Raw genomic sequence first — 18,950 nt, 5'->3', positions numbered from 1 at the left:
ACAACTAAAGATAAATTGTTTACCGCCGAAAAAACAATGACCCACAAAATTAACATTCAAATAACCTGCAAGGGATGCACGCCATGTCCTCTCCAACCTATGTCACCCAGAATGAATATCCTCTGGACGATGACACCACCTTAATGTCTACCACAGACATCCACAGCTACATTACCCACGCCAACGACACCTTTGTGCAGGTGAGCGGTTACCAGCTCGATGAGCTGACGGGCCAGCCGCACAATATGGTGCGCCATCCCGATATGCCAAAAGCCGCGTTTGCCGATATGTGGTACACGCTGCAGCAGGGCGAGCCGTGGAGCGGGATTGTCAAAAACCGGCGCAAAAACGGTGACCACTACTGGGTGCGTGCTAACGCGGTGCCGATGGTGCGCCGCGGGCAGGTGACGGGCTATATGTCGATTCGCACCAGAGCCACAGCGGAAGAGATCGCCGCCGTGGAGCCGCTCTACCGGGCGCTGAACGACGGGCGCTGTAAAAAACGTATTCACAAAGGGCTGGTGGTGGGAAAGGGCTGGCTGGGTAAACTGCCGGCCATGCCGCTGCGCTGGCGCGTGCGCAGCGTGATGGCGGTGCTCTTTGCCGTACTCGCCGCCACGCTGGCCGCGACCTCCGCAGGCTGGACGCCGCTCGCCGCGGCCGCGGTGGTGATGCTGCTGGGAACGCTGCTGTTTGAGCAACAGATTGTCCGCCCGATCGAGAATGTGGCGCGACAGGCGCTGAAGGTCGCCACCGGCGAGCGCAATAGCGTGCAGCACCTGAACCGCAGCGACGAGCTGGGCCTGACGCTGCGCGCGGTAGGGCAGCTTGGCCTGATGTGCCGCTGGTTGATCAATGACGTGTCGAGCCAGGTGGTGAGCGTCCGTGACGGCAGCGACAGGCTGGCGCAGGGAAATGAAGATCTGAACGATCGTACGCGTCAGACCGTCGCGAACGTGCAGCAGACCGTCGCGACAATGAACCAGATGGCCGCGTCCGTTCAGAGTAACTCCGAAACCGCCGCCGAGGTGGACAAACTCTCCGTGGCCGCGAGCAGCGCGGCAACGAAAGGGGGAAATGCGATGCAGACCGTCGTTAAAACGATGGATGACATTGCCGACAGCACGCAGCGAATTGGCTCGATTACCTCTCTGATTAACGATATCGCTTTCCAGACCAATATTCTGGCGCTGAACGCGGCGGTTGAAGCGGCAAGGGCAGGCGAGCAGGGCAAAGGTTTTGCCGTGGTCGCGGGCGAAGTCCGTCATCTCGCCAGCCGCAGCGCCAGTGCGGCTAATGATATTCGTAAACTCATTGATGCCAGCGCCAGCAAGGTGCAGTCCGGCTCTGAGCAGGTACACGCTGCGGGCCGTACGATGGATGATATCGTTGTGCAGGTGAAAAACGTGACGCAGCTTATCGCCCAGATCAGCCACGCGACCTCCGAGCAGGCAACCGGGTTATCAGAGTTAACCCGTGCGGTGGCTGAACTTGACAGCATCACGCAGAAAAACGCCGACCTGGTGGAGGAGAGCGCGCACATTTCTGCCATGGTGAAGCATCGCGCCGGACGTCTTAAGGATGCGGTGACCGTGCTCCATTGAGTCAGCCATGTTCCAAAAAAGCCGTTTATACCATAAGGAATAAACGGCTTTTTATTTTTCCCATTGTGACTATTAATGTGGTTTATTGTTAATTTAATATTAAATAACTAAAGAAAGTGCCTCAGTTATTTATTCCTGCCTAAGTCAGTTCTTCAGAATCCTGTTTCAAAAATACCCCGTTTGACGGTCTGGTAACGATCGATGAAGCAATATTAATAGCCTACACCTATGCATTGTGAGGGTTATGAAATAAAAAAACGATCAAAGTCATAAAGTTAGCCAATCCGTTACCGATAACAGCGATCGTCTGAGAAATAATCACATCGATGGAGTAAATATGTTCTTACATGACGTAAAGATCGGCACGAAATTATTTCTGGCGTTTGGGTTCTTTATTGTCCTGATGGCGATCAGCGCAAGTGTGTCTTTGCTGAGCCTGAACCGGGCAAATAATGGGATGCAATCCATTATTACCCATGACTATCCGACCACGGTAAAAGCGAACCAGTTAATCGATAACTTCCAGGAATTTATTAGCACTCAACAGCTGATGCTGCTGGACGAGCAGGGTACTTACACGGGGCAATCTCAGCAGCGCCTGAAAGAGATCAGCGAGCATATTACGGTGATTCTGGGCGAGCTGAACAACGCCTTGCAGGATCAAAAGTCTCAGCAGGTGCTGGCGGATATCCGCAGCGTGCGCCAGCAGTATCTGGATTCGCGCTACCGTATTTTGCAGGCAGTGCAAAACAACAACCGTGCGGGCGCCATTCAGGAGATGATGACCACCACCCTTGCCGTGCAGCAGGCTTATAAAGCGAAGGTGAAGGAGCTGATTGCCATTCAGAACAGCGAGATGCAGCGTGCGGGTACGCAGGTGGAAGGGGATTTCAGGTCTAACCGTCTGCTGCTGATCCTGCTCACGCTCTTTAGCGTTGCGGCAGGCAGCCTGATTGGCTGGTTTATCGTGCGCGCTATCACCCGCCCGCTCGGTGAGGCGGTGAATTTCGCAAAAGCGATTTCAGAGGGCGATCTGACGGGCAGCATCACGCCACACGGCAAAGACGAAACGGGCTTGTTGCTGCATGCGCTGATGGAGATGAAGACGCGTCTGCTGGATATTGTGCAGCAGGTGCAGACCGGCTCGGAGAATATCTCCAGCGCAGCCGCGCAGATTGTCGCCGGTAACCAGGATCTGGCCGCACGCACGGAAGAGCAGGCCAGCTCCGTTGAACAGACCGCCGCCTCGATGGAGCAGATCACCGCGACGGTGAAAAATACCGCCTCGCATACCGGTGAAGCGACCAATCTTTCTGCCGATGCCGCCACGGTGGTCAAAAACAACGGTGAGATGATGAAGCAGGTGACCAGCAAAATGCGCCTGATTAACGAGACCTCCAACCGGATGTCCGACATTATCGACCTGATCGACGCCATTGCATTCCAGACCAACATTCTGGCGCTGAACGCGGCGGTGGAAGCGGCGCGCGCCGGTGAGCATGGCCGCGGCTTTGCGGTGGTCGCCGGAGAGGTACGCCAGCTTGCCCAGAAGAGCGCGTCGTCTGCCAGCGAAATCCGGGAGCTGATTGAGAGTTCCACCAGCCAGACCCAGGACGGGATGAACCTGGTCGAAAAAGCGAGTGGTCTGATTAACGGCATGGTCGGCAACGTGGAGGAGATGGATGCGATCCTGCGTGAGATCCGTCAGGCCAGCCATGAGCAGACGGAGGGGATCTCGCAGATCAACAGCGCGATTGGCCTGATTGACGCCACCACCCAGCAAAACTCCGCGCTGGTGGAGGAGTCCGTCGCGGCGGCGGCATCGCTTAATGAACAGGCGATGCACCTGAAAGAGCTGGTACGCGTCTTCCGCGTGAGCGAGCACGCACCGGCTTAATCCAGCTGGGAGATCTCCAGCGCCGCGCGGTCAATCACGCCGATGATCTGCTTAAGCTGCGCGTCGCTGAGTTCTCCCTGATTTACCTTCAGGTCCAGTACCGCCTTGAAGTTATCCAGCGCCCGCTTCATCTGCGGGTTTTTGCGTAGCTGAAAGCCGACGCTGCGCGCTTTGATACGCACCTGGATCTGTTCCAGCTGTTCCTGGTTTTCATCCAGCCAGCGTTGTCCTTCAGCGGTAATCGCAATGCGCTTACGCCCGTTTTCTTCTTCCGTAATGGTGATAAATGTCTGATCCTGCAGATAATCCAGGGTTGGATAGATGACGCCCGGGCTCGGGGTGTAGTTTCCCTGCGTCAGGTTCTCGATCTCTTTGATCAACTCGTAGCCGTGGCTTGCGCTACGGGTCAGGATATCCAGAATCACCAGCCGCAGATCGCCGTGGCCAAAAAAGCGCGGTCGACGTCCGCCGCCATCGTGTTCGTGTCGCATAATATGCCCTTCATTTTGATATATCTAAACTATATCTAAGATATATTCAGATGCAATCTAAAAGATCTTGCATTTTTCCTTATTAGTAATCATTATCATTTGAAAATTAATTTAGATATATCGTATTCACCAGAAAAGGGTCTAAAAATGGCATCTACCCGTTATCCACAGCGTGTTCGTAATGACCTGCGTTTTCGCGAACTGACGGTGCTCCGCGTTGAGCGCGTCAGCGCGGGTTTCCAGCGCATTGTGCTCGGCGGCGAGGCGCTGGAGGGCTTTAGCTCCCGCGGTTTCGACGACCATACCAAAGTCTTTTTCCCGGCACCCGGGACGACGTTTACGCCGCCGGTGGTCACCGATGAAGGCATCGACTGGGGTGACGGTGTGCGTCCGCAGGCGCGCGACTATACGCCGCTCTACGATGAGGCCCGTCATGAACTGGCGTTGGATTTCTTCATTCATGACGGCGGCATAGCCAGCGGATGGGCGCTACAGGCGAAGGTAGGCGATAAGCTGACCATCGGCGGCCCGCGCGGTTCGCTGGTGGTGCCGGAGGATTACGCCTGGCAGCTGTACGTGTGCGACGAGTCCGGCATGCCCGCGCTGCGTCGACGCTTAGAGAGTATTGCGCAACTGCCAGTTCGCCCGGATGTGCAGGCGGTCGTGACGGTTGGGGATGAATCGTATAAGGACTATCTGGCGCACCTGAGCGCGTTCAACATCACCTGGGTGGTGGGCCACAGCGAGCAGGCAGTCGCGGACCATCTGGCGACGCTGACCGTTCCGGGGGACGATTACTTTATCTGGCTGACCGGGGAAGGGAAGGTGGTGAAAAGCCTGAGCCGTCAGTTTGAAGCCGACGCCATTGACCCGCAGCTGGTGCGTGCCAGCGCATACTGGCACGCCAAATAATCAGGCTGCCGAATCCAGCTGCGCTTCGCTCACCTGATGTTCGAGCGAGGTGCGGACCTCGTGCAGCGCTTTCTCCTGCTGAGCAAAGTACGCTTCCATATTGCTCAGCGAGGAGACCAGCAGCCAGGACTCCTCTTTCTCCAGCTCCGCCAGCTCGTTCACTAAGGTGTCGATCTGCTCGCGGACCTGCGCCATTTTTTTGCGGATACGTTCCAGATCGTTCAGCCTGTCGCTGGCCATCAATGGCTCGAAGCCCTGCTGCAGGCGGGCCACCAGCGAGCGAATGGCTTTCACATCGCCGCGCTGCTTCGCCTGGTTAAGCTGCACCATCATGTTGTTGGCTTCTTCTTTCAGATCGTCCGCCACCAGATCCGGGTGGCAGAGCTTGCTCGCCTGCCGCCAGAGACGCTTGAGTTCGTTCTGATCCTCTTGCGAAAGATGCTTACCTTTGCGCAGCCGCACTTCGGCATCGTGATGCTGTTCGCGATACTTCTCGTACTCTTCGTTGGCCTCGTCGCGAGCCTGACGCGCAGGCTCCTCTTCGCGCGTTAAGCCGCTCTCCAGCTCCTGCGCTTCGGCCAACAGGTTGGCAATCAGATTGCTTTGCTGCTCCAGATGCTTACGCGCCTCGGCGGCCTGGACGGAGTCCGCCGGGAGATCGCGCCAGCGCTGGGTGAGCGTCGCCAGCACTTCTACCGCCTGCGCCATATAGTGCTGGCAGCGACGGTAATCCTCCTCGCGACGACGCGCTTCCGCCTGCTGACGACGCAGGTTCAGCTCCGCCAGCGTTTTTCGCAGGGCGAGGATCTGCTGCATCAGCGGCCCGAGGCGTGAGAAATAGAGATCGTTGAACTCATCAAGCTGCTGCACCCGCGCGTTGCGGCGGTCAATCAGATCGCGCAGACGCTCTTCCAGCGCCTTCAGCTCCAGCTTGCTGGCCGCCACCTGCGGATCGCGCCACGGGGTCACGGCGCGCTGGCCCTGCAGCCAGGCGGTAATTGCCGCCATGGCCGCGGTGTAGTTCTTCTCCTCGAGCGCCACGACGATTGCCTGTAGCTCATCGTCAAACGCTTCATTTTTCAGGCGTGTCAGCTGGCTCTGGATGATGTCGTCATCTTCCAGTTCAATGGCATTTTTAATGATTTCTAGCCGTTTGATCGGTGTGCTCATGATGCCTTTCGCTTTGGCGCTTAAGTATTTGAGTTAAGGTTAGTTGTTGTAAAAGCTACAGGAAATAATACACACGGATGATGATCGGCGCGATGGGGGATTTCTTTAGTTTTGCAGTTTGTGAGTAAAGGAACTGGAGGGGTTGAGTTTACGGTTCCCGCTCTGCCAGTGTTGCCACGCTTGAAGAGTGAGCCAACATTGGCGATTCGTTGTTCAAAGAGTATTAATAAACTCCTCAAAATCCAACGGCACGCGCATTTTTATTACACTAAACCTAAATTTATTTTTTTTAGTTGACCTTTATATCTATGAGTGATTTGTTAATAGCATTCAGGGATGTTAATGCCTCGGGGTGTCTCTCTGAAAAATAAGCAAGGATATATATAAAGGTAACTGTATGCGATTTTTAAAATATATAATTATTCCAGCAATAGTGAGTCTTTCTGGCTGCAGTACTTTCTTTCCTGAGCCGAAAATGTACACGCCACCGCCGAGTAGCGAGGATGTCGCTAAGCTTCGTCTCATTGGCCCACCGATGAGTTATGGCATCTATCAGTATGATAAATCTGGTAAAGAAACAGGTGGGTGGGTACTTAAGCACAATCGTTATTTGAACCCTTTCCTTGGGTCGACGAAAGATATTGGTCTCCCTAAAGTCACGGGGAAGAAATACGATAAAGACTATTTCGAAACGTTGATTGTGCCAGATGAAAAAACCACTATCCAGCACGCTTTATATCAGGGATGTAATGTATCGCTGACTTTCACGCCAGAAAAGAAAAAGATCTACGAAGGGCATATTAGCTATAGCGATAAAACGGGATATTGCGTGCTTTATATGAAAGAAGTCGCGCTTGATACCGTCAATGGCATTTATGTTGAAAAGGATTTTGTACAGTGAAAGCCATTAACTTTTTAGGTGTGGCGTTAGCCTGTCTCCTGAGCGTCTCATGTGCATCGAACTACGACGGAACCAAGGCGACAAGCCTGGCTCAGTATTCGGAAAAAGAGATAAAGCAGAAGCTGATCCCAGAGGTCACGACCCGCAAAGATGTGCTGATTGCTTTTGGCGTACCAGCAAATACGGCTGACTACAATAATACGCGCCACTGGGAGTATACGTCGCAGATCATCGATCGTCGTATCTATCTCATCATTCCTCTTAATCTGGATCGCAAGCAGCACCTGTCCGTCGATTTTTCTGACAAAGGAATTCTGACTTCTTACAACTACATCGAAAAATAGCGTTTAAAATCAACCAAAAGGCTGGCGAATCTCGTCAGCCTTGAATTTAGTATCTTCAGCTAACCTCGCTATAGATCCCCACCACGCGTCCCACCGTTTTTATCTCGTCGATACCGCATTCAAAGGGAACCTTGCCGCCCGCCACGTGAAGTTTTTTCCCCGGCAGCAGCGTCAGATCGCGGATGCTGGCGGTGCCTTCAATCTCAACCAGCCACAGGCCGTCGGTTAACGACGCCTCTTTTTCGATAAAGTGCAGTTTCCCCTCCGCGCGGACGGCGATGCCGCGCGTCAGCGGTTTGCTAAAGAAAGCAGCGTCGATACTCAAAATGGAATTTTCTTCCAGCCTTCCGTCACTGAGTGTGAATGTCGCAACCGAAACGGGATCGCCCGGGGCGGGGTTTCCTGCAAACTGCGCACCCTGGCCGGTCATCAGCCAGCGGAGGTTGGCGCCAGTGTCCAGCGCACACTGAACCGCAAAGTCGTAAGAGATGGTACCGCGCGCGTAGCGGTTCTGAAGCGAGCTGGCGGCGATATTAAAGTGTCGGGCCAGCTGAATTTTCTGCGTGAAACCATATACCTGACAGATTCTATCGAGCAATTCTTCATTATTCACTTGAGAATCTAGTATCAAAATATATTCCTTTGGGTGTTTACTAATACTCATTTGGGTATTAGTATCATTACAAATTCGGGCAATCAGCGGCAGACGTTGGCAAACTGAGGCTAATGATTGCAGGCATTATCAAAATGGGAATCATGCAGCATGGCTTCCGAAATCGCAATCCTCAAACGGCGGAAAAAGCCGTGCTCTGCCCGTTTTGAAAGCATTAGCGTGCATACATTTACGCGAGGGGAGATATGGCGATAGAAGCTGCCCGTGCAAGGGTTCCACTAAGCGTGGGGGCGCGTCTTAGCGGGCTTAACCACATCGCTGAACTGCGCGCCCGCTACGGGAGCGATAGCGGGAAAGAGCTGGCGAGGTTTATGGCTGACATGCGCGATAAGCGCGATCCCTTTTTTGAGGAGAACAGCAGGGCGCTGGCCGCTCTCTTTTTCCTGGCGAGATTACCCGTCGCCCGTCATGAGTGCGATATCAGCGAGCTGACCACAGAGGAGAAAAGAGCGCTAATTACCGCGATGAATCATTTTCGTGCTGTTGTGAGTTTATTTCCTGAACGGCTGACCATGCCGTTGTAACCCAACCCAAAAACGAATGGCGTAAACCCGCCGGGCACCCTGTTGCCTGAATTTAAGGAGAACTCGTAATGCGACACAGTGAAAACCGCCCTTATCCGATCGCAAGTGAAGAACTGCAACGCCTGCTGATGGAGGCAAAAACAGAGGAACGATGCGCGCGCGCCCTTGCGGTCTCCCTGCGTCTGGAGGCGCTGGCAAGCCAGATCTACAAAACCGGCATGAGCGGAGAAGACGTTGCCGAACTGCTGTGCCACGAGGCGGCTCGCTACGAGCGTGAATCCCAGGAGCTGCACTGATGGCCGATTTTATCGATCTTGCCCAGGCGCGCGAGCAGGAAGACAGGGAGCGCCACATTAATAGCGCCCGCAGACGACCCGCATCGCCTTCACGTTTCTTCTGCGAGGAGTGCGAGGCTCCAATACCGCAGGCGCGCCGTATGGCGGTGCCCGGCGTGGCCCTGTGCGTCACCTGTCAGGAGATCGCGGAGATGAAAAATAAACACGTCCGGGGAGGGTGAGTTGGCTATGTCATTCGCTTATCCGTGGAATGTGCCGCGGTCAGCTATTGCCAGCCCTTATCTTACCCATGCCCAGCAGCAGCGTCGCGATCGCTTCTTCGCGGCGCTGCAGCAGGCAAGAATGGCCCTCTCACAGCAGCCTGACTGCGTGCGTTTTGAGGTCTGGCGCGCCGTTGACGCCCTCGAACAGCATCGGGGCAATCCGCAGGCTAACGCCTTTTTGATCCGCTTCTGCAACAGGATATTGCCCCGCCTGCGGCGGGTCTCTGAACGCTATGCCTGCGCAGGTTTGCATGACGCAGTCTCCCGAGCCGTGTTTAAAGGCCATTTCGATACCCAGCTTCTGCAGTACCTTGCCTCGCGAATGGTTGAACTGGTTGCCCGCTATAACCGTCTGCCGGATATGTCCCGCGCGGATATCGACCTGCTGGCCGGCGATATTGCCAGCTTTATTCGCGGTGAGCTGGCAAATATTAACGATGCTGATATGGGCGAATACCAGACGCTCTTCATCTGGTATCAGCGCGCCGGACTGATTGCCCGGCAGTTCAACGTGTCGCCTCCGCACTGGGAGCGGGTGTCGAAGACATTTTTCAACAAAGACGATGTTGCCGCCGCGGTGATGCGGATGTTTTCCGAGGCGTGGTGGCGCGGGCGTTTACGTCGGATCGCGGCTGCCTGGCGCGAGCATTTGCAGATTGCCCTCGGCAACGTCAGCAAAAAGAGAATGGCGTACGCGAGCAAACGCTGCGTGACCGAGTGGCGCGAGCAGAAGCGCCGCACCCGTGAATTTCTCAAGGGCATGGAGCTGGAAGATGAAGAGGGCAACCGCATTAGCCTGATTGAAAAATACGATAGCTCGGTGGCCAACCCGGCGATACGTCGCTGTGAGCTCATGACCCGCATTCGCGGGTTTGAAAATATCTGCCAGGCGCTGGGCTATGTGGGCGAATTCTATACCTTCACCGCCCCCGCGCAGTATCACGCCACCGTGAAATCGGGCTACCCCAACGCGAAGTGGAACGGGGCCAGCCCGGCGGAGACGCAAGGCTACCTCACCCGGATGTGGGCGCGCATCCGCGCAAAGCTGCACCGGGAGGGCCGCCGTATCTTTGGTATCCGCGTCGCGGAACCCCATCACGACGGTACGCCCCACTGGCACATGCTAGTGTTTATGCGGCCGGAAGACGTCGAATGCGTTCGCCGGATTATAGGGGACTACGCCCGGGAGGAGGATGCCGCTGAGCTGCAGAGCGAAAGCGCCAGACAGGCTCGCTTTCACGCGGACGCGATCGATCCGCAGAAAGGCAGCGCTACCGGCTATATCGCCAAATACATCTCAAAGAATATCGACGGCTATGCGCTCGATGGCGAGACCGATAACGAAAGCGGCGGCCTGCTGAAGGAGACGGCGTCCGCCGTATCGGCCTGGGCAGGGCGCTGGCACATTCGCCAGTTTCAGTTCATCGGCGGCGCGCCGGTAACGGTCTACCGCGAGCTGCGCCGACTGGCTGACGCAGAGACCGCGCGTGGTCTGAGCGTCGAGTTTGCTGCCGTCCATGAAGCTGCCGACGCCGGTGACTGGGCGGGTTACGTCACTGCACAGGGCGGCCCGTTTGTGCGTCGCGATGATTTACAGGTGCGCACGCTGTATGAGCCGGGTACCGGGTTTAACCAGTACGGCGAAGAAACGGTCCGCATCCGCGGCGTGTACGATTCCGCCGTCGGCGCGGGCAGCCCGGTTTTAACCCGGCTCACGCAGTGGAAAATTGTGCCGAAGCGGGCCCAGGAGCCTGAGGATGTATCTGCGCCTTCTCGGAGTTCTGTCAATAACTGTACGCTGAGCGATCTCTCTCAACCCCTCAACCGGCGTGCGAGACGGGCATTAACCGAGCGTATTAAGCGCATCCGGCCCGGCGCAGCGGCGCCCTTTGTCTACGAGCGGGATCCGCAGAACGGGGTCCCGGAGAAGGTGATTGATGAGGTTCGGCTCGCCACCGGAATCGCCATCAGCCGCGCAGAGGCCCTGCATCTTATGGCGGGCGGCGTAAGCCGTTTTAACGACAAATGGTGCAGAGGCGCAGTTGACGGAACGCTCTTTCCGGCAGCGCGTTCTTATCAGCATAAGGCGCGGAAAATCCTTGAACGTATAGGGCATTTATCGGATCTGTTCGCTCTGAGAGCACGCTAATCTCCATCGATATCATGCACATACCGTGAAGAGTTCTGATTTTTCGCTTCACTCTTTTTATGAATACGTGCTACTGTATGTTTATACAGTATCTCGTGGTGGAGGTTGTGTGGACAGAGAGTTGAACGAGCAGGTCATGATTGAACGCGTCGAGATGATTGCTCGACTGACGACAGAAGGAACATGTCAGGAAAGAGATCGTGAGATTGCCCTGAATTTGATTGCTGAAATTGCACGGGGAAATTTAATCAAAAACAATGCGTTTACCGTTGTTTTCTCAGCATCGCCTGTTCCGGAACGCATCAAAAAAGAAGGTAACGTTCGGGTGAACATTACGCTCGATAAAGACCAGCAGATTGGCCATGGCGTCGTCGAGGCCTTCCAGAACGAACTGACCCGCCGAATAAGGTCCCTGTTCCCGTCATCGCGGGTGACCGTGAAAATAGGATCGATGACGGGAGTAGAGCTCCAGGGGCTCGAAGGAGAAGCCGATCGCGAGATGCTGGATAATATTCTCCGGGAAGTCTGGGAAGACGAGAGCTGGCGCTAGCCCAGCGTCATTACCCGAACGCACGCCCTCATTCAGATTTTGCGCTTTCGTTGACCCACGCTTCGCTGCTTGTGGACGGTCTGTTGTGTCCGCGATTGTCCATCCTTCAGCGATAGCGAAAAGGCCGCCAGCCCGGGAAACTCTACAGTACCTGGTAACCGGATGTTGGGAGCGTCTGATGAAGATCTATGCAATGCAGGGGGACACGCTTGATGCCGTTTGCGCCCGCTATTATGGGCGCACGGCTGGCGTCGTAGAAGCCGTTCTGAAGGCCAATCCTGGCCTCGCGGAGTCAGGCGTTATCTTGCCTCACGGCACGCCGGTAGAGATGCCGGAGGTAAATAGCGCCCCCACCAAAGAATCCGTAAATCTATGGGACTGAGCCTGGAGAAAATCACCACGTTTATCGCCTACTGGCTGGCCGTGGCGCTGGCCTGGTTCGGGGCGATGTCGCCTGAAAAGGTCGCGCTGTACGTGGGGAGTGTTTGCGCCATTTTTACCGCGTTGACGAACTACTGGTTTAAGCGAAAAACCTGGCGCTATCTTCAGTCGCTGGGCCTCGATAAGAAGAGCATTCGTGAACTCAATCATTAAGCGTTGCAGCGTCGCCGGCGTGCTGGCCCTGGCTGTGCTGATGCCCGATTTTCGATTACTGAAAACGTCCCCTGAGGGGCTGGCGCTGATTGCCGATCTCGAAGGTTGTCGCCTCTCGCCCTATCGGTGCAGCGCTGGGGTATGGACGTCAGGCATTGGCCACACGGCAAACGTTGTGCCGACGCGGGACATTACCGAGCGTGAGGCCGCGGTAAATCTGGTTGCTGATGTGCTCAACGTTGAGCGACGGCTGACGGCGTGCGCGCCGGTGGAGATGCCGCCGCGTGTCTACGACGCGCTGGTGAGTTTTACCTTTAATGTTGGCGCAGGCGCCGCCTGCCGTTCGACTCTGGTGTCTTTTATTAAGCGTAAACAGTGGTCGCAGGCATGCGGCGAGCTTACCCGCTGGGTGTACGTCAACGGCGTCAAAAATACCGGTCTGGAAAACCGCCGTGTCCGCGAGAAGGCCTGGTGCATGAAGGGGCTGCCATGAGAGTCGTCATGCTGCTGCTGGCCGGGCTGCTGGCGATCGCACTGTGGCTTCGTCATGACAACCAGACCCTGTCCCGTTCCTTAGCCACGGTCAACCGGGTCGCCAGCGAACAAAAAAATGCCCTCGCCACGCTCAACCATCAGCTGTCCCAGTCGCAACGGATGGCCAGAGCAAACGAAAACGCCCAGGTCAGGCTCCGTGAAGAGCTTGTCGCTGCGGGCGAGGAGAGGGCAAGACGGGAAGCGACTATTGGGAGATTACTCAATGAAAATGAAGCGTTACGCCGCTGGTATACCGCTCAGCTGCCTGATGCTGTCCGCAGGTTGCACACCCGCACCGCCTGCGCCTCCGCAGCCCATTGTTTACAACGCCTGCCCGAAGGTGAGCCGCTGCCCGATGCCGGGAAGCGAACCCGCCACTAACGGCGATCTCAGCGCCGATATTCGCAGGCTTGAGTACGCCCTTATCGCCTGCGCGCTGCAGGTTGAAACCATTAAAGACTGTCAGGATAAACTCGATGCACAAACTCAAGAGCCTGCGTCAGGCATTAATTGACGCGATCCCCCAACTGAATGCCAACCCGGAGCGCCTGCAGATGTCGGTCGGCAGCGGCAATATAGACGCCCGCCTGGCCTCCTCGCTCTCCTTTGAAAAACGGTATGTGCTAAACGCGAAGGTTAGCGGTTTCACGGGCGACAGCGAGGGATTTTTTGTTCCGGTACTGGCCTGGCTGCGGGAAAACCAGCCGGACATTTTTACCCTCGATGACGGACGCAAAAACGGATACACCTTCGCGATCGTCTTAAACGATGACGCTACGATGGATATCAGCATCAGCATGCAATTAACCGAGCGCATTCTTGTTTCCGAGGAACAGGGCGTTCTGCACACGACCTATTCCCCGGAGCCGCCGCTGCCGGAGCCCGTCACGCGTCCGAAGGCGTTGTACATCAACGGTGAGCTGGTCAGCCAGTGGGAGGACTAAGCTCCCCCCGCTGAAGGCCGCCAGCCGCCTGCAGTCTGGACCGCTTGTTGTATCATCCCGCAGAAAACCCCGTCTCGTTGCTGCCGTTCCTCCTGAACGGCATTCTCTTCTCATGAATACATTAACTTCCATGCACGGTATCGCTCGCGCGATCCGCAATCTGATTCGTATCGGTGTTGTGACCGACGTTGACCTCAACAGAGGGCTTTGTCGTGTCCAGACCGGCGGGATGAAAACCACCTGGCTGAACTGGCTAACCTGCCGTGCGGGACGTTCGCGCGTGTGGTGGGCCCCTTCCGAGGGAGAGCAGGTGCTGCTGCTGGCCATCGGCGGTGAGCTGGATACCGCCTTTGTGCTGCCCGGCATTTTCTCTGATGACCATCCGGCGCCGTCCGGGTCGCCTGACGCGTTCCACGTCGCGTTCCCTGACGGCGCGGTGATCGAGTACGAACCCGGACGCGGGGCGCTGACGGTTTCAGGTATTAAAACGGCCGACATTTCCGCTTCTGAATCGCTGACCGCCACCGTGCCGGAAGTGCGGGTGATCTCAACGTCCCGCATCACGCTGGATACGCCTGAAGTGGTGTGTACCAACAAGTTAATTACCGCCTCGCTGGAAGTGCAGAAGGGCGGGGTGATGACCGGAAATATTGAGCACTCCGGCGGTAAATTGACCTCCAACGGGGTGCAGGTGGACAACCACGCGCACGGCAGTGTGCAAAGCGGCGGAAGCTGGACTAAGGGGACACAATGACGGTGCGTCACAGGGGAATGAACAGGCAGACCGGGCTAAGCCTTTCAGAGGCTGACCACATCCGGCAGAGCGTGCGCGACATTCTGGTTACGCCGATTGGCTCGCGGGTCATGCGCCGGGATTACGGCTCACTGCTGGCGGCGATGATAGACAGGCCGCAGAGCCCGGCGCTGCGCCTGCAGATCATGGCCGCCTGTTATTCCGCCATCCAGAAATGGGAGCCGCGGATAAGCCTGACGGCCATCACTTTCGAACGTTCGGAGAACGACGGGACGTTGTATGTCGATATCACCGGCACGCGCCCGACCTCCGGACAATCCTTTTCTATCACCATTTCACTGAGTTAAACGCTATGGCTATTGTTGATCTGAGCCAGCTCGCCGCGCCTGATGTCGTGGAGGAGGTGGATTATGAAACGCTGTTGGCAGAACGAAAGGCCACCTTTGTCTCCCTCTATCCGGAAGAGGAGCGAGAGGCGATTGCACGGACGCTGACGCTGGAATCAGAGCCGATTGTGAAGCTGCTGCAGGAGAACGCCTACCGGGAAGTCATCTGGCGCCAGCGCGTAAACGAGGCTGCACGGGCGGTCATGTTGGCCTATGCGGCAGGCCGCGACCTGGACCAGATCGGGGCAAACGCGAACCTTGCGCGTCTGACGATTACCCCTGCCGACGACACCACGTTACCGCCCACTCCGGCTGTGATGGAGTCCGATACCGACTTTCGTCTGCGCATCCAGCAGGCACCGGAAGGGCTGAGCGTGGCCGGTTCGACGGGCGCGTATCAGTTCCATGGCCGTAGTGCAGATGGTCGGGTGGCTGACATTTCCGTCATTAGCCCACAGCCCGCAAACGTCACGGTTTCTGTGCTCTCCCGGGAGAATAACGGCGTAGCGTCTGAGGAACTGCTCGCCGTTGTTCGCAATGCGCTGAACGATGAGGACGTCAGGCCCGTCGCCGACCGCGTGACCGTCCAGTCGGCCAACATTGTCGACTACAGCATTGAAGCATCGCTTTTCCTTTTTCCCGGCCCCGAAAGTGAACCAGTACTCAATGCGGCAAGAGCCCGATTACAGACCTACATCACGGCTCAGCATCGGCTGGGACGCGATATCCGCAAGTCAGCCATTTACGCTGCCCTTCACGTGGAAGGGGTGCAGCGGGTGGAACTGACCGCACCCGCGGCTGACATCGTGCTTGATGAAACTCAGGCCTCCTGGTGCAGCCACTACAGCGTAACCGTGGGGGGAAACGATGAGTAATGCCCGCCTTTTACCGGTCGGCTCATCGGCGCTTGAGGTCGCCGCGGCGCGCGCCTGTGCGGACATCGAAAATACGCCGGTTCCGCTGCGCCATCTCTGGAATGCGGACACCTGTCCGGCGAATTTGCTGCCCTGGCTGGCGTGGGCGTTTTCGGTTGACCGCTGGGATGAGAACTGGCCGGAGGCCACCAAACGGGAGGTGATCCGCGCCGCGTGGTTTATTCATGCCCACAAGGGAACGATAGGCGCTGTACGTCGCGTGGTGGAGCCGCTTGGCTATCTGATTAATGTTACCGAGTGGTGGCAAACCAACGATCCGCCCGGCACCTTCCGCCTTGATATCGGCGTACTGGACACGGGCATCACCGAGGAAATGTATTACGAAATGGAGAGGCTTATTGCTGATGCAAAGCCTGCCAGCCGCCACCTTATTGGCCTGAATATCATCCAGGACATACCGGGTTATCTCTATACCGGCGCCCTGAGCTATGACGGCGACATCATCACGGTTTATCCCGGATAAGTGAGAGCACAATGACAGTAAAATATAAAACGGTTATCACCAAAGCCGGTGCCGAAAAACTGGCTGCCGCGACCGTCCCGAACGGCAAGAAAGTCAATTTTACGGCGATGGCCGTGGGTGACGGTGGCGGCACATTGCCGGTTCCTGATGCCGGGCAGACGAAGCTGGTTAATGAAGTCTGGCGCCATGGGCTGAATAAAATTAGCCAGGACAATAAAAAGCTTAACTATGTAATCGCGGAGCTTCTCATTCCTCCCGAAGCGGGGGGGTTCTGGATGCGTGAGATGGGGCTTTACGATGACACCGGTACGCTGATTGCCGTCGGCAACATGGCGGAAAGTTACAAACCATTGCTGGAGGAGGGATCGGGCCGTGCACAGACCGTGAGAATGGTGATCATGGTCAGTGATATCGCCTCGGTCGAGCTCTCGATAGATACGTCTACGGTAATGGCGACCCAAGAGTATGTTGATGAGAAGCTTGAGGAGCATGAGCAGTCTCGCCGTCATCCCGATGCCACGCTAACGGCTAAAGGATTTACGCAGCTCAGTAGTGCGACTGATAGTGTGTCTGAAACGCTGGCCGCAACGCCGAAAGCGGTTAAGGCTGCCTACGATCTTGCCCGTGGTAAGTATACGGCTCAGGATGCGACTACCGGACAAAAGGGGATTGTTCAGCTTAGCAGTGCGACCGATAGTGCTTCAGAGACGCTTGCGGCCACACCAAAGTCTGTGAAGACTGTCAGTGATGATCTCATTAAGCTGAAAAACAGTCTGGGTACTGCTGCTGGTAAAAATGCCCAGGAAAGTCGTGACGACATCACGCCCGGGCGCGTGGTGGTTAACGGTGGTGCGCTTGCTATACGGTCTGTTGCTGCTGAAGCGAGCAGAGAGATTAAAGACGCAAGCGGTCTTCCTGCTAATTCCGTAAGTTTCTGTTATGCCAGTGCGGCCTATTCACCTGGCTATGAGGCGACAATTCTTGATGTGGGAGGACTGGGTGGTAACTATCGGGTGCAATATGCTGCGTCTTATAGTGATGGTGGTAAACAACTAAAATTCCGTACCTTAAATGGAGATAACGGATACTGGGGGAGCTGGACGAAAGTTCTCACAAACTACGGGGGAAGCGTTGATTATCTCGATGGTGCAAAGTATTACGCCACTAAGCCGGAATACTGGCAGGGAGGTGGGGCATTTGCACATCAATATACGAATGGCTCAGCACCGTTTTTTGTTGGTGGATACACTACCGCTAAAGATAATTCGGTATACCTTCCGATCGTGAAAGGAACGTCTGTAACGAGTGGTCATGGATATGGCGCTTCTGTTAGTTTTGGCATATTACGATCGGGTAAAAATGATTTTGGTTCCGCAGTCGTTCATATCATTGGGGATTCTGGCAGTGGTGCCCTGTATTCTTTTGATGCAAACGGAACATTCAATGCACCCCAACGGCTTTATAGCGGTGACTCAATTTTTGCTGCTGGGCAAATTAACAGCGGAGGCAATATCGTTGCGGGTCAAGGGGTGTTTGAATCCGGCGGGCAGGTAAGGGTTTATTCTTCGAACAACCCACCACCGAACCAGTCAGGGTCGACCACCACCGGAAACAGCTCCGCCTATTACCGTCACGGCAACGGTCAGGTGTTCATGCAGTGTATTGGCGGGGTTGCTTCCAACTCCAATTCCAACCCGGATGTCACTGTTTATCTTCCGGCTGCTTTTCCTAACGGAATCCTCGCAATAGGTGGCTCTTTCAGCGGAGCAGGGGGAAATGACAAAGATTCTTACTGGACAGCTAACCCTTTAAGTGCAAGTGCTTTCTCTCTTCACTCGCGAAATATGAGCGGCTATTTCTCTTTTGTGGTAACAGGATATTAGTTATGCATAGTCAGTTATTCAGCAATAAAACGCGCGGCTTTTATCCGATTAAAAGTTTGCGCTATTACAAGTCTGTTAACGCTCTGCCGGATGACCTTGTCCGGGTCAGTGATTCAGAGCATGAAAAATTTGTCGGCGCCGCTCCCGTTAACTGCGCCCCCAGTTACAACGTCGAGAGCAAACAGATGGAGTGGGTCACTGTAGCCGCACCGGTCAGGACACCAGAAGAAATCCTCGCGGCTAATCGCAGAGAGCTATTGAGCAGGCAACGCGAGGCGGCGGTAAGCGCTTTTCCGCTGCAGTCTGCAGTTGATTTGGGGATGGCTACCGAGGAAGAAAAAACACAACTGGAAGAACTGAAAAAATACGTTGTTGAACTGACGGGGGTTGACCTCAGTGTACCAGACTGGCCTAAAACTCCTGAGTGGATATCTGTTTAAACTGTCTTATTATAAAGAAAAGGCCCGCATCACGCGGGCTATTTCTTATTTATAGGGGCATCACTCATATTTTTCTGTTTTATTACCGATAAAAAATTTGAGCCAGTAATAACCAAAAATTCATCATGCAGTCAGACCGCCAGCTAACCAGAGTAAAATCGTTATTACCTCGTTAATGGCGCAACGATATCGATAATATTCACTCATTAATAATGGTAATCGACGATCAATTACTTATGATTG

Annotated in this window: 25 protein-coding genes; 22 read left to right on the top strand and 3 right to left on the bottom strand. The window is 55.4% G+C overall.

What is annotated here, in order from left to right:
- Window positions 1-83 precede the first annotated feature (83 nt).
- On the top strand, window positions 84-1,604 hold the full coding sequence (locus ACMGGU_RS18250; RefSeq protein ID WP_047072884.1) for a PAS domain-containing methyl-accepting chemotaxis protein: 1,521 nt from the start codon (window positions 84-86) through the stop codon (window positions 1,602-1,604).
- 337 nt (window positions 1,605-1,941) lie between these two features.
- Window positions 1,942-3,501, top strand: coding sequence for a methyl-accepting chemotaxis protein (locus ACMGGU_RS18245; protein ID WP_045910045.1), 1,560 nt, complete (start codon window positions 1,942-1,944; stop codon window positions 3,499-3,501).
- On the opposite strand, the gene ACMGGU_RS18240 is transcribed toward ACMGGU_RS18245, so the two are convergent.
- Window positions 3,498-3,992 (bottom strand): PadR family transcriptional regulator, encoded by a 495-nt coding sequence (locus ACMGGU_RS18240; protein ID WP_045910044.1) that lies wholly within the window; start codon window positions 3,990-3,992, stop codon window positions 3,498-3,500. The two genes, ACMGGU_RS18245 and ACMGGU_RS18240, sit on opposite strands and share 4 nt — an antisense overlap.
- 147 nt (window positions 3,993-4,139) lie before the next feature.
- Here ACMGGU_RS18240 and ACMGGU_RS18235 point away from each other — a divergent pair, with 147 nt between their 5' ends.
- On the top strand, window positions 4,140-4,904 hold the full coding sequence (locus ACMGGU_RS18235) for a siderophore-interacting protein (RefSeq protein ID WP_063622465.1): 765 nt from the start codon (window positions 4,140-4,142) through the stop codon (window positions 4,902-4,904).
- On the opposite strand, the gene ACMGGU_RS18230 is transcribed toward ACMGGU_RS18235, so the two are convergent.
- Window positions 4,905-6,074 (bottom strand): DNA repair protein, encoded by a 1,170-nt coding sequence (locus ACMGGU_RS18230; RefSeq protein ID WP_223539591.1) that lies wholly within the window; start codon window positions 6,072-6,074, stop codon window positions 4,905-4,907. It lies immediately after the preceding gene.
- 397 nt (window positions 6,075-6,471) lie between these two features.
- Between ACMGGU_RS18230 and ACMGGU_RS18225 the strand changes: the two genes are divergently transcribed.
- Both ACMGGU_RS18225 and ACMGGU_RS18220 read left to right on the top strand, forming a co-directional pair.
- Window positions 6,472-6,975 (top strand): hypothetical protein, encoded by a 504-nt coding sequence (locus ACMGGU_RS18225; RefSeq protein ID WP_080347321.1) that lies wholly within the window; start codon window positions 6,472-6,474, stop codon window positions 6,973-6,975.
- Window positions 6,972-7,319, top strand: coding sequence for a hypothetical protein (locus ACMGGU_RS18220; RefSeq protein WP_063622461.1), 348 nt, complete (start codon window positions 6,972-6,974; stop codon window positions 7,317-7,319). The genes ACMGGU_RS18225 and ACMGGU_RS18220 overlap by 4 nt, the downstream gene beginning before the upstream one ends.
- A 55-nt stretch (window positions 7,320-7,374) precedes the next feature.
- On the opposite strand, the gene ACMGGU_RS18215 is transcribed toward ACMGGU_RS18220, so the two are convergent.
- The gene (locus ACMGGU_RS18215) at window positions 7,375-7,950 is read right to left on the bottom strand and encodes a phage repressor protein CI (RefSeq protein WP_262802152.1); all 576 of its coding nucleotides are present in this window, start codon (window positions 7,948-7,950) and stop codon (window positions 7,375-7,377) included.
- Window positions 7,951-8,177: 227 nt separating this feature from the next.
- Here ACMGGU_RS18215 and ACMGGU_RS18210 point away from each other — a divergent pair, with 227 nt between their 5' ends.
- The 17 genes from ACMGGU_RS18210 to ACMGGU_RS18130 all read left to right on the top strand — a co-directional run bounded on the left by ACMGGU_RS18210 (window position 8,178) and on the right by ACMGGU_RS18130 (window position 18,707).
- Window positions 8,178-8,516, top strand: coding sequence for a DUF5347 domain-containing protein (locus ACMGGU_RS18210; protein ID WP_023616298.1), 339 nt, complete (start codon window positions 8,178-8,180; stop codon window positions 8,514-8,516).
- A gap of 68 nt (window positions 8,517-8,584) precedes the next feature.
- Window positions 8,585-8,812 carry a DUF2732 family protein gene (locus ACMGGU_RS18205; protein WP_334761332.1) on the top strand — a complete coding sequence of 76 codons (228 nt, stop codon included), beginning with the start codon at window positions 8,585-8,587 and terminating at the stop codon, window positions 8,810-8,812.
- Window positions 8,812-9,033, top strand: coding sequence for a TraR/DksA family transcriptional regulator (locus tag ACMGGU_RS18200; RefSeq protein ID WP_048028939.1), 222 nt, complete (start codon window positions 8,812-8,814; stop codon window positions 9,031-9,033). Before ACMGGU_RS18205 ends, ACMGGU_RS18200 begins: the two co-directional genes overlap by 1 nt.
- Window positions 9,034-9,040: 7 nt before the next feature.
- The gene (locus ACMGGU_RS18195) at window positions 9,041-11,224 is read left to right on the top strand and encodes a replication endonuclease (protein ID WP_420300822.1); all 2,184 of its coding nucleotides are present in this window, start codon (window positions 9,041-9,043) and stop codon (window positions 11,222-11,224) included.
- Between the two features lie 109 nt (window positions 11,225-11,333).
- Window positions 11,334-11,774, top strand: a complete 441-nt coding sequence (locus ACMGGU_RS18190) for a DinI-like family protein (RefSeq protein WP_023616189.1) — start codon at window positions 11,334-11,336, stop codon at window positions 11,772-11,774.
- Window positions 11,775-11,952: 178 nt separating this feature from the next.
- Window positions 11,953-12,156, top strand: a complete 204-nt coding sequence (locus ACMGGU_RS18185) for a tail protein X (RefSeq protein ID WP_024906438.1) — start codon at window positions 11,953-11,955, stop codon at window positions 12,154-12,156.
- Window positions 12,147-12,368 carry an HP1 family phage holin gene (locus ACMGGU_RS18180; protein WP_023616187.1) on the top strand — a complete coding sequence of 74 codons (222 nt, stop codon included), beginning with the start codon at window positions 12,147-12,149 and terminating at the stop codon, window positions 12,366-12,368. The genes ACMGGU_RS18185 and ACMGGU_RS18180 overlap by 10 nt, the downstream gene beginning before the upstream one ends.
- Window positions 12,352-12,861, top strand: coding sequence for a lysozyme (locus ACMGGU_RS18175; RefSeq protein ID WP_045910035.1), 510 nt, complete (start codon window positions 12,352-12,354; stop codon window positions 12,859-12,861). Before ACMGGU_RS18180 ends, ACMGGU_RS18175 begins: the two co-directional genes overlap by 17 nt.
- Complete coding sequence (lysB, locus tag ACMGGU_RS18170; protein WP_420300821.1) at window positions 12,858-13,283, top strand: Rz-like lysis system protein LysB; 426 nt, start codon at window positions 12,858-12,860, stop codon at window positions 13,281-13,283. Before ACMGGU_RS18175 ends, lysB begins: the two co-directional genes overlap by 4 nt.
- Window positions 13,171-13,416 (top strand): Rz1-like lysis system protein LysC, encoded by a 246-nt coding sequence (lysC, locus tag ACMGGU_RS18165; RefSeq protein WP_229226321.1) that lies wholly within the window; start codon window positions 13,171-13,173, stop codon window positions 13,414-13,416. Before lysB ends, lysC begins: the two co-directional genes overlap by 113 nt.
- On the top strand, window positions 13,379-13,846 hold the full coding sequence (locus tag ACMGGU_RS18160; protein WP_262764883.1) for a phage tail protein: 468 nt from the start codon (window positions 13,379-13,381) through the stop codon (window positions 13,844-13,846). The genes lysC and ACMGGU_RS18160 overlap by 38 nt, the downstream gene beginning before the upstream one ends.
- Before the next feature lie 112 nt (window positions 13,847-13,958).
- Complete coding sequence (locus ACMGGU_RS18155) at window positions 13,959-14,600, top strand: phage baseplate assembly protein V (RefSeq protein WP_045910032.1); 642 nt, start codon at window positions 13,959-13,961, stop codon at window positions 14,598-14,600.
- A complete protein-coding gene (locus ACMGGU_RS18150) occupies window positions 14,597-14,947 on the top strand; it encodes a GPW/gp25 family protein (protein WP_420300820.1) in 351 nt (116 codons plus the stop codon). Before ACMGGU_RS18155 ends, ACMGGU_RS18150 begins: the two co-directional genes overlap by 4 nt.
- A gap of 5 nt (window positions 14,948-14,952) precedes the next feature.
- Entirely contained in the window at window positions 14,953-15,861 is a 909-nt protein-coding gene (locus tag ACMGGU_RS18145; protein WP_045910030.1) for a baseplate assembly protein, read from the top strand.
- Window positions 15,854-16,384, top strand: coding sequence for a phage tail protein I (locus ACMGGU_RS18140; RefSeq protein WP_023616181.1), 531 nt, complete (start codon window positions 15,854-15,856; stop codon window positions 16,382-16,384). The genes ACMGGU_RS18145 and ACMGGU_RS18140 overlap by 8 nt, the downstream gene beginning before the upstream one ends.
- Before the next feature lie 11 nt (window positions 16,385-16,395).
- Window positions 16,396-18,267, top strand: coding sequence for a phage tail protein (locus ACMGGU_RS18135; protein WP_234084601.1), 1,872 nt, complete (start codon window positions 16,396-16,398; stop codon window positions 18,265-18,267).
- A gap of 2 nt (window positions 18,268-18,269) precedes the next feature.
- Window positions 18,270-18,707 (top strand): tail fiber assembly protein, encoded by a 438-nt coding sequence (locus ACMGGU_RS18130; RefSeq protein ID WP_023616180.1) that lies wholly within the window; start codon window positions 18,270-18,272, stop codon window positions 18,705-18,707.
- Window positions 18,708-18,950 lie beyond the last annotated feature (243 nt).

Origin of the sequence: Enterobacter sp. BNK-8 (genome assembly GCF_048685095.1) — a bacterium.
Lineage (GTDB): Bacteria > Pseudomonadota > Gammaproteobacteria > Enterobacterales > Enterobacteriaceae > Enterobacter > Enterobacter quasiroggenkampii.
This window is presented reverse-complemented; position numbering and strand designations above follow the sequence as displayed.

Coding starts and splice junctions, on each gene's coding strand:
- ACMGGU_RS18225 (WP_080347321.1), top strand. CDS start 6,472: ATGCGATTTTTAAAATATATAATTATTCCAGCAATAGTGAGTCTTTCT.
- ACMGGU_RS18205 (WP_334761332.1), top strand. CDS start 8,585: ATGCGACACAGTGAAAACCGCCCTTATCCGATCGCAAGTGAAGAACTG.
- ACMGGU_RS18250 (WP_047072884.1), top strand. CDS start 84: ATGTCCTCTCCAACCTATGTCACCCAGAATGAATATCCTCTGGACGAT.
- ACMGGU_RS18180 (WP_023616187.1), top strand. CDS start 12,147: ATGGGACTGAGCCTGGAGAAAATCACCACGTTTATCGCCTACTGGCTG.
- ACMGGU_RS18240 (WP_045910044.1), bottom strand. CDS start 3,992: ATGCGACACGAACACGATGGCGGCGGACGTCGACCGCGCTTTTTTGGC.
- lysB (WP_420300821.1), top strand. CDS start 12,858: ATGAGAGTCGTCATGCTGCTGCTGGCCGGGCTGCTGGCGATCGCACTG.
- ACMGGU_RS18130 (WP_023616180.1), top strand. CDS start 18,270: ATGCATAGTCAGTTATTCAGCAATAAAACGCGCGGCTTTTATCCGATT.
- lysC (WP_229226321.1), top strand. CDS start 13,171: ATGCTGTCCGCAGGTTGCACACCCGCACCGCCTGCGCCTCCGCAGCCC.
- ACMGGU_RS18145 (WP_045910030.1), top strand. CDS start 14,953: ATGGCTATTGTTGATCTGAGCCAGCTCGCCGCGCCTGATGTCGTGGAG.
- ACMGGU_RS18160 (WP_262764883.1), top strand. CDS start 13,379: ATGCACAAACTCAAGAGCCTGCGTCAGGCATTAATTGACGCGATCCCC.
- ACMGGU_RS18230 (WP_223539591.1), bottom strand. CDS start 6,074: ATGAGCACACCGATCAAACGGCTAGAAATCATTAAAAATGCCATTGAA.
- ACMGGU_RS18235 (WP_063622465.1), top strand. CDS start 4,140: ATGGCATCTACCCGTTATCCACAGCGTGTTCGTAATGACCTGCGTTTT.
- ACMGGU_RS18245 (WP_045910045.1), top strand. CDS start 1,942: ATGTTCTTACATGACGTAAAGATCGGCACGAAATTATTTCTGGCGTTT.
- ACMGGU_RS18140 (WP_023616181.1), top strand. CDS start 15,854: ATGAGTAATGCCCGCCTTTTACCGGTCGGCTCATCGGCGCTTGAGGTC.
- ACMGGU_RS18135 (WP_234084601.1), top strand. CDS start 16,396: ATGACAGTAAAATATAAAACGGTTATCACCAAAGCCGGTGCCGAAAAA.
- ACMGGU_RS18210 (WP_023616298.1), top strand. CDS start 8,178: ATGGCGATAGAAGCTGCCCGTGCAAGGGTTCCACTAAGCGTGGGGGCG.
- ACMGGU_RS18200 (WP_048028939.1), top strand. CDS start 8,812: ATGGCCGATTTTATCGATCTTGCCCAGGCGCGCGAGCAGGAAGACAGG.
- ACMGGU_RS18150 (WP_420300820.1), top strand. CDS start 14,597: ATGACGGTGCGTCACAGGGGAATGAACAGGCAGACCGGGCTAAGCCTT.
- ACMGGU_RS18155 (WP_045910032.1), top strand. CDS start 13,959: ATGAATACATTAACTTCCATGCACGGTATCGCTCGCGCGATCCGCAAT.
- ACMGGU_RS18185 (WP_024906438.1), top strand. CDS start 11,953: ATGAAGATCTATGCAATGCAGGGGGACACGCTTGATGCCGTTTGCGCC.
- ACMGGU_RS18195 (WP_420300822.1), top strand. CDS start 9,041: ATGTCATTCGCTTATCCGTGGAATGTGCCGCGGTCAGCTATTGCCAGC.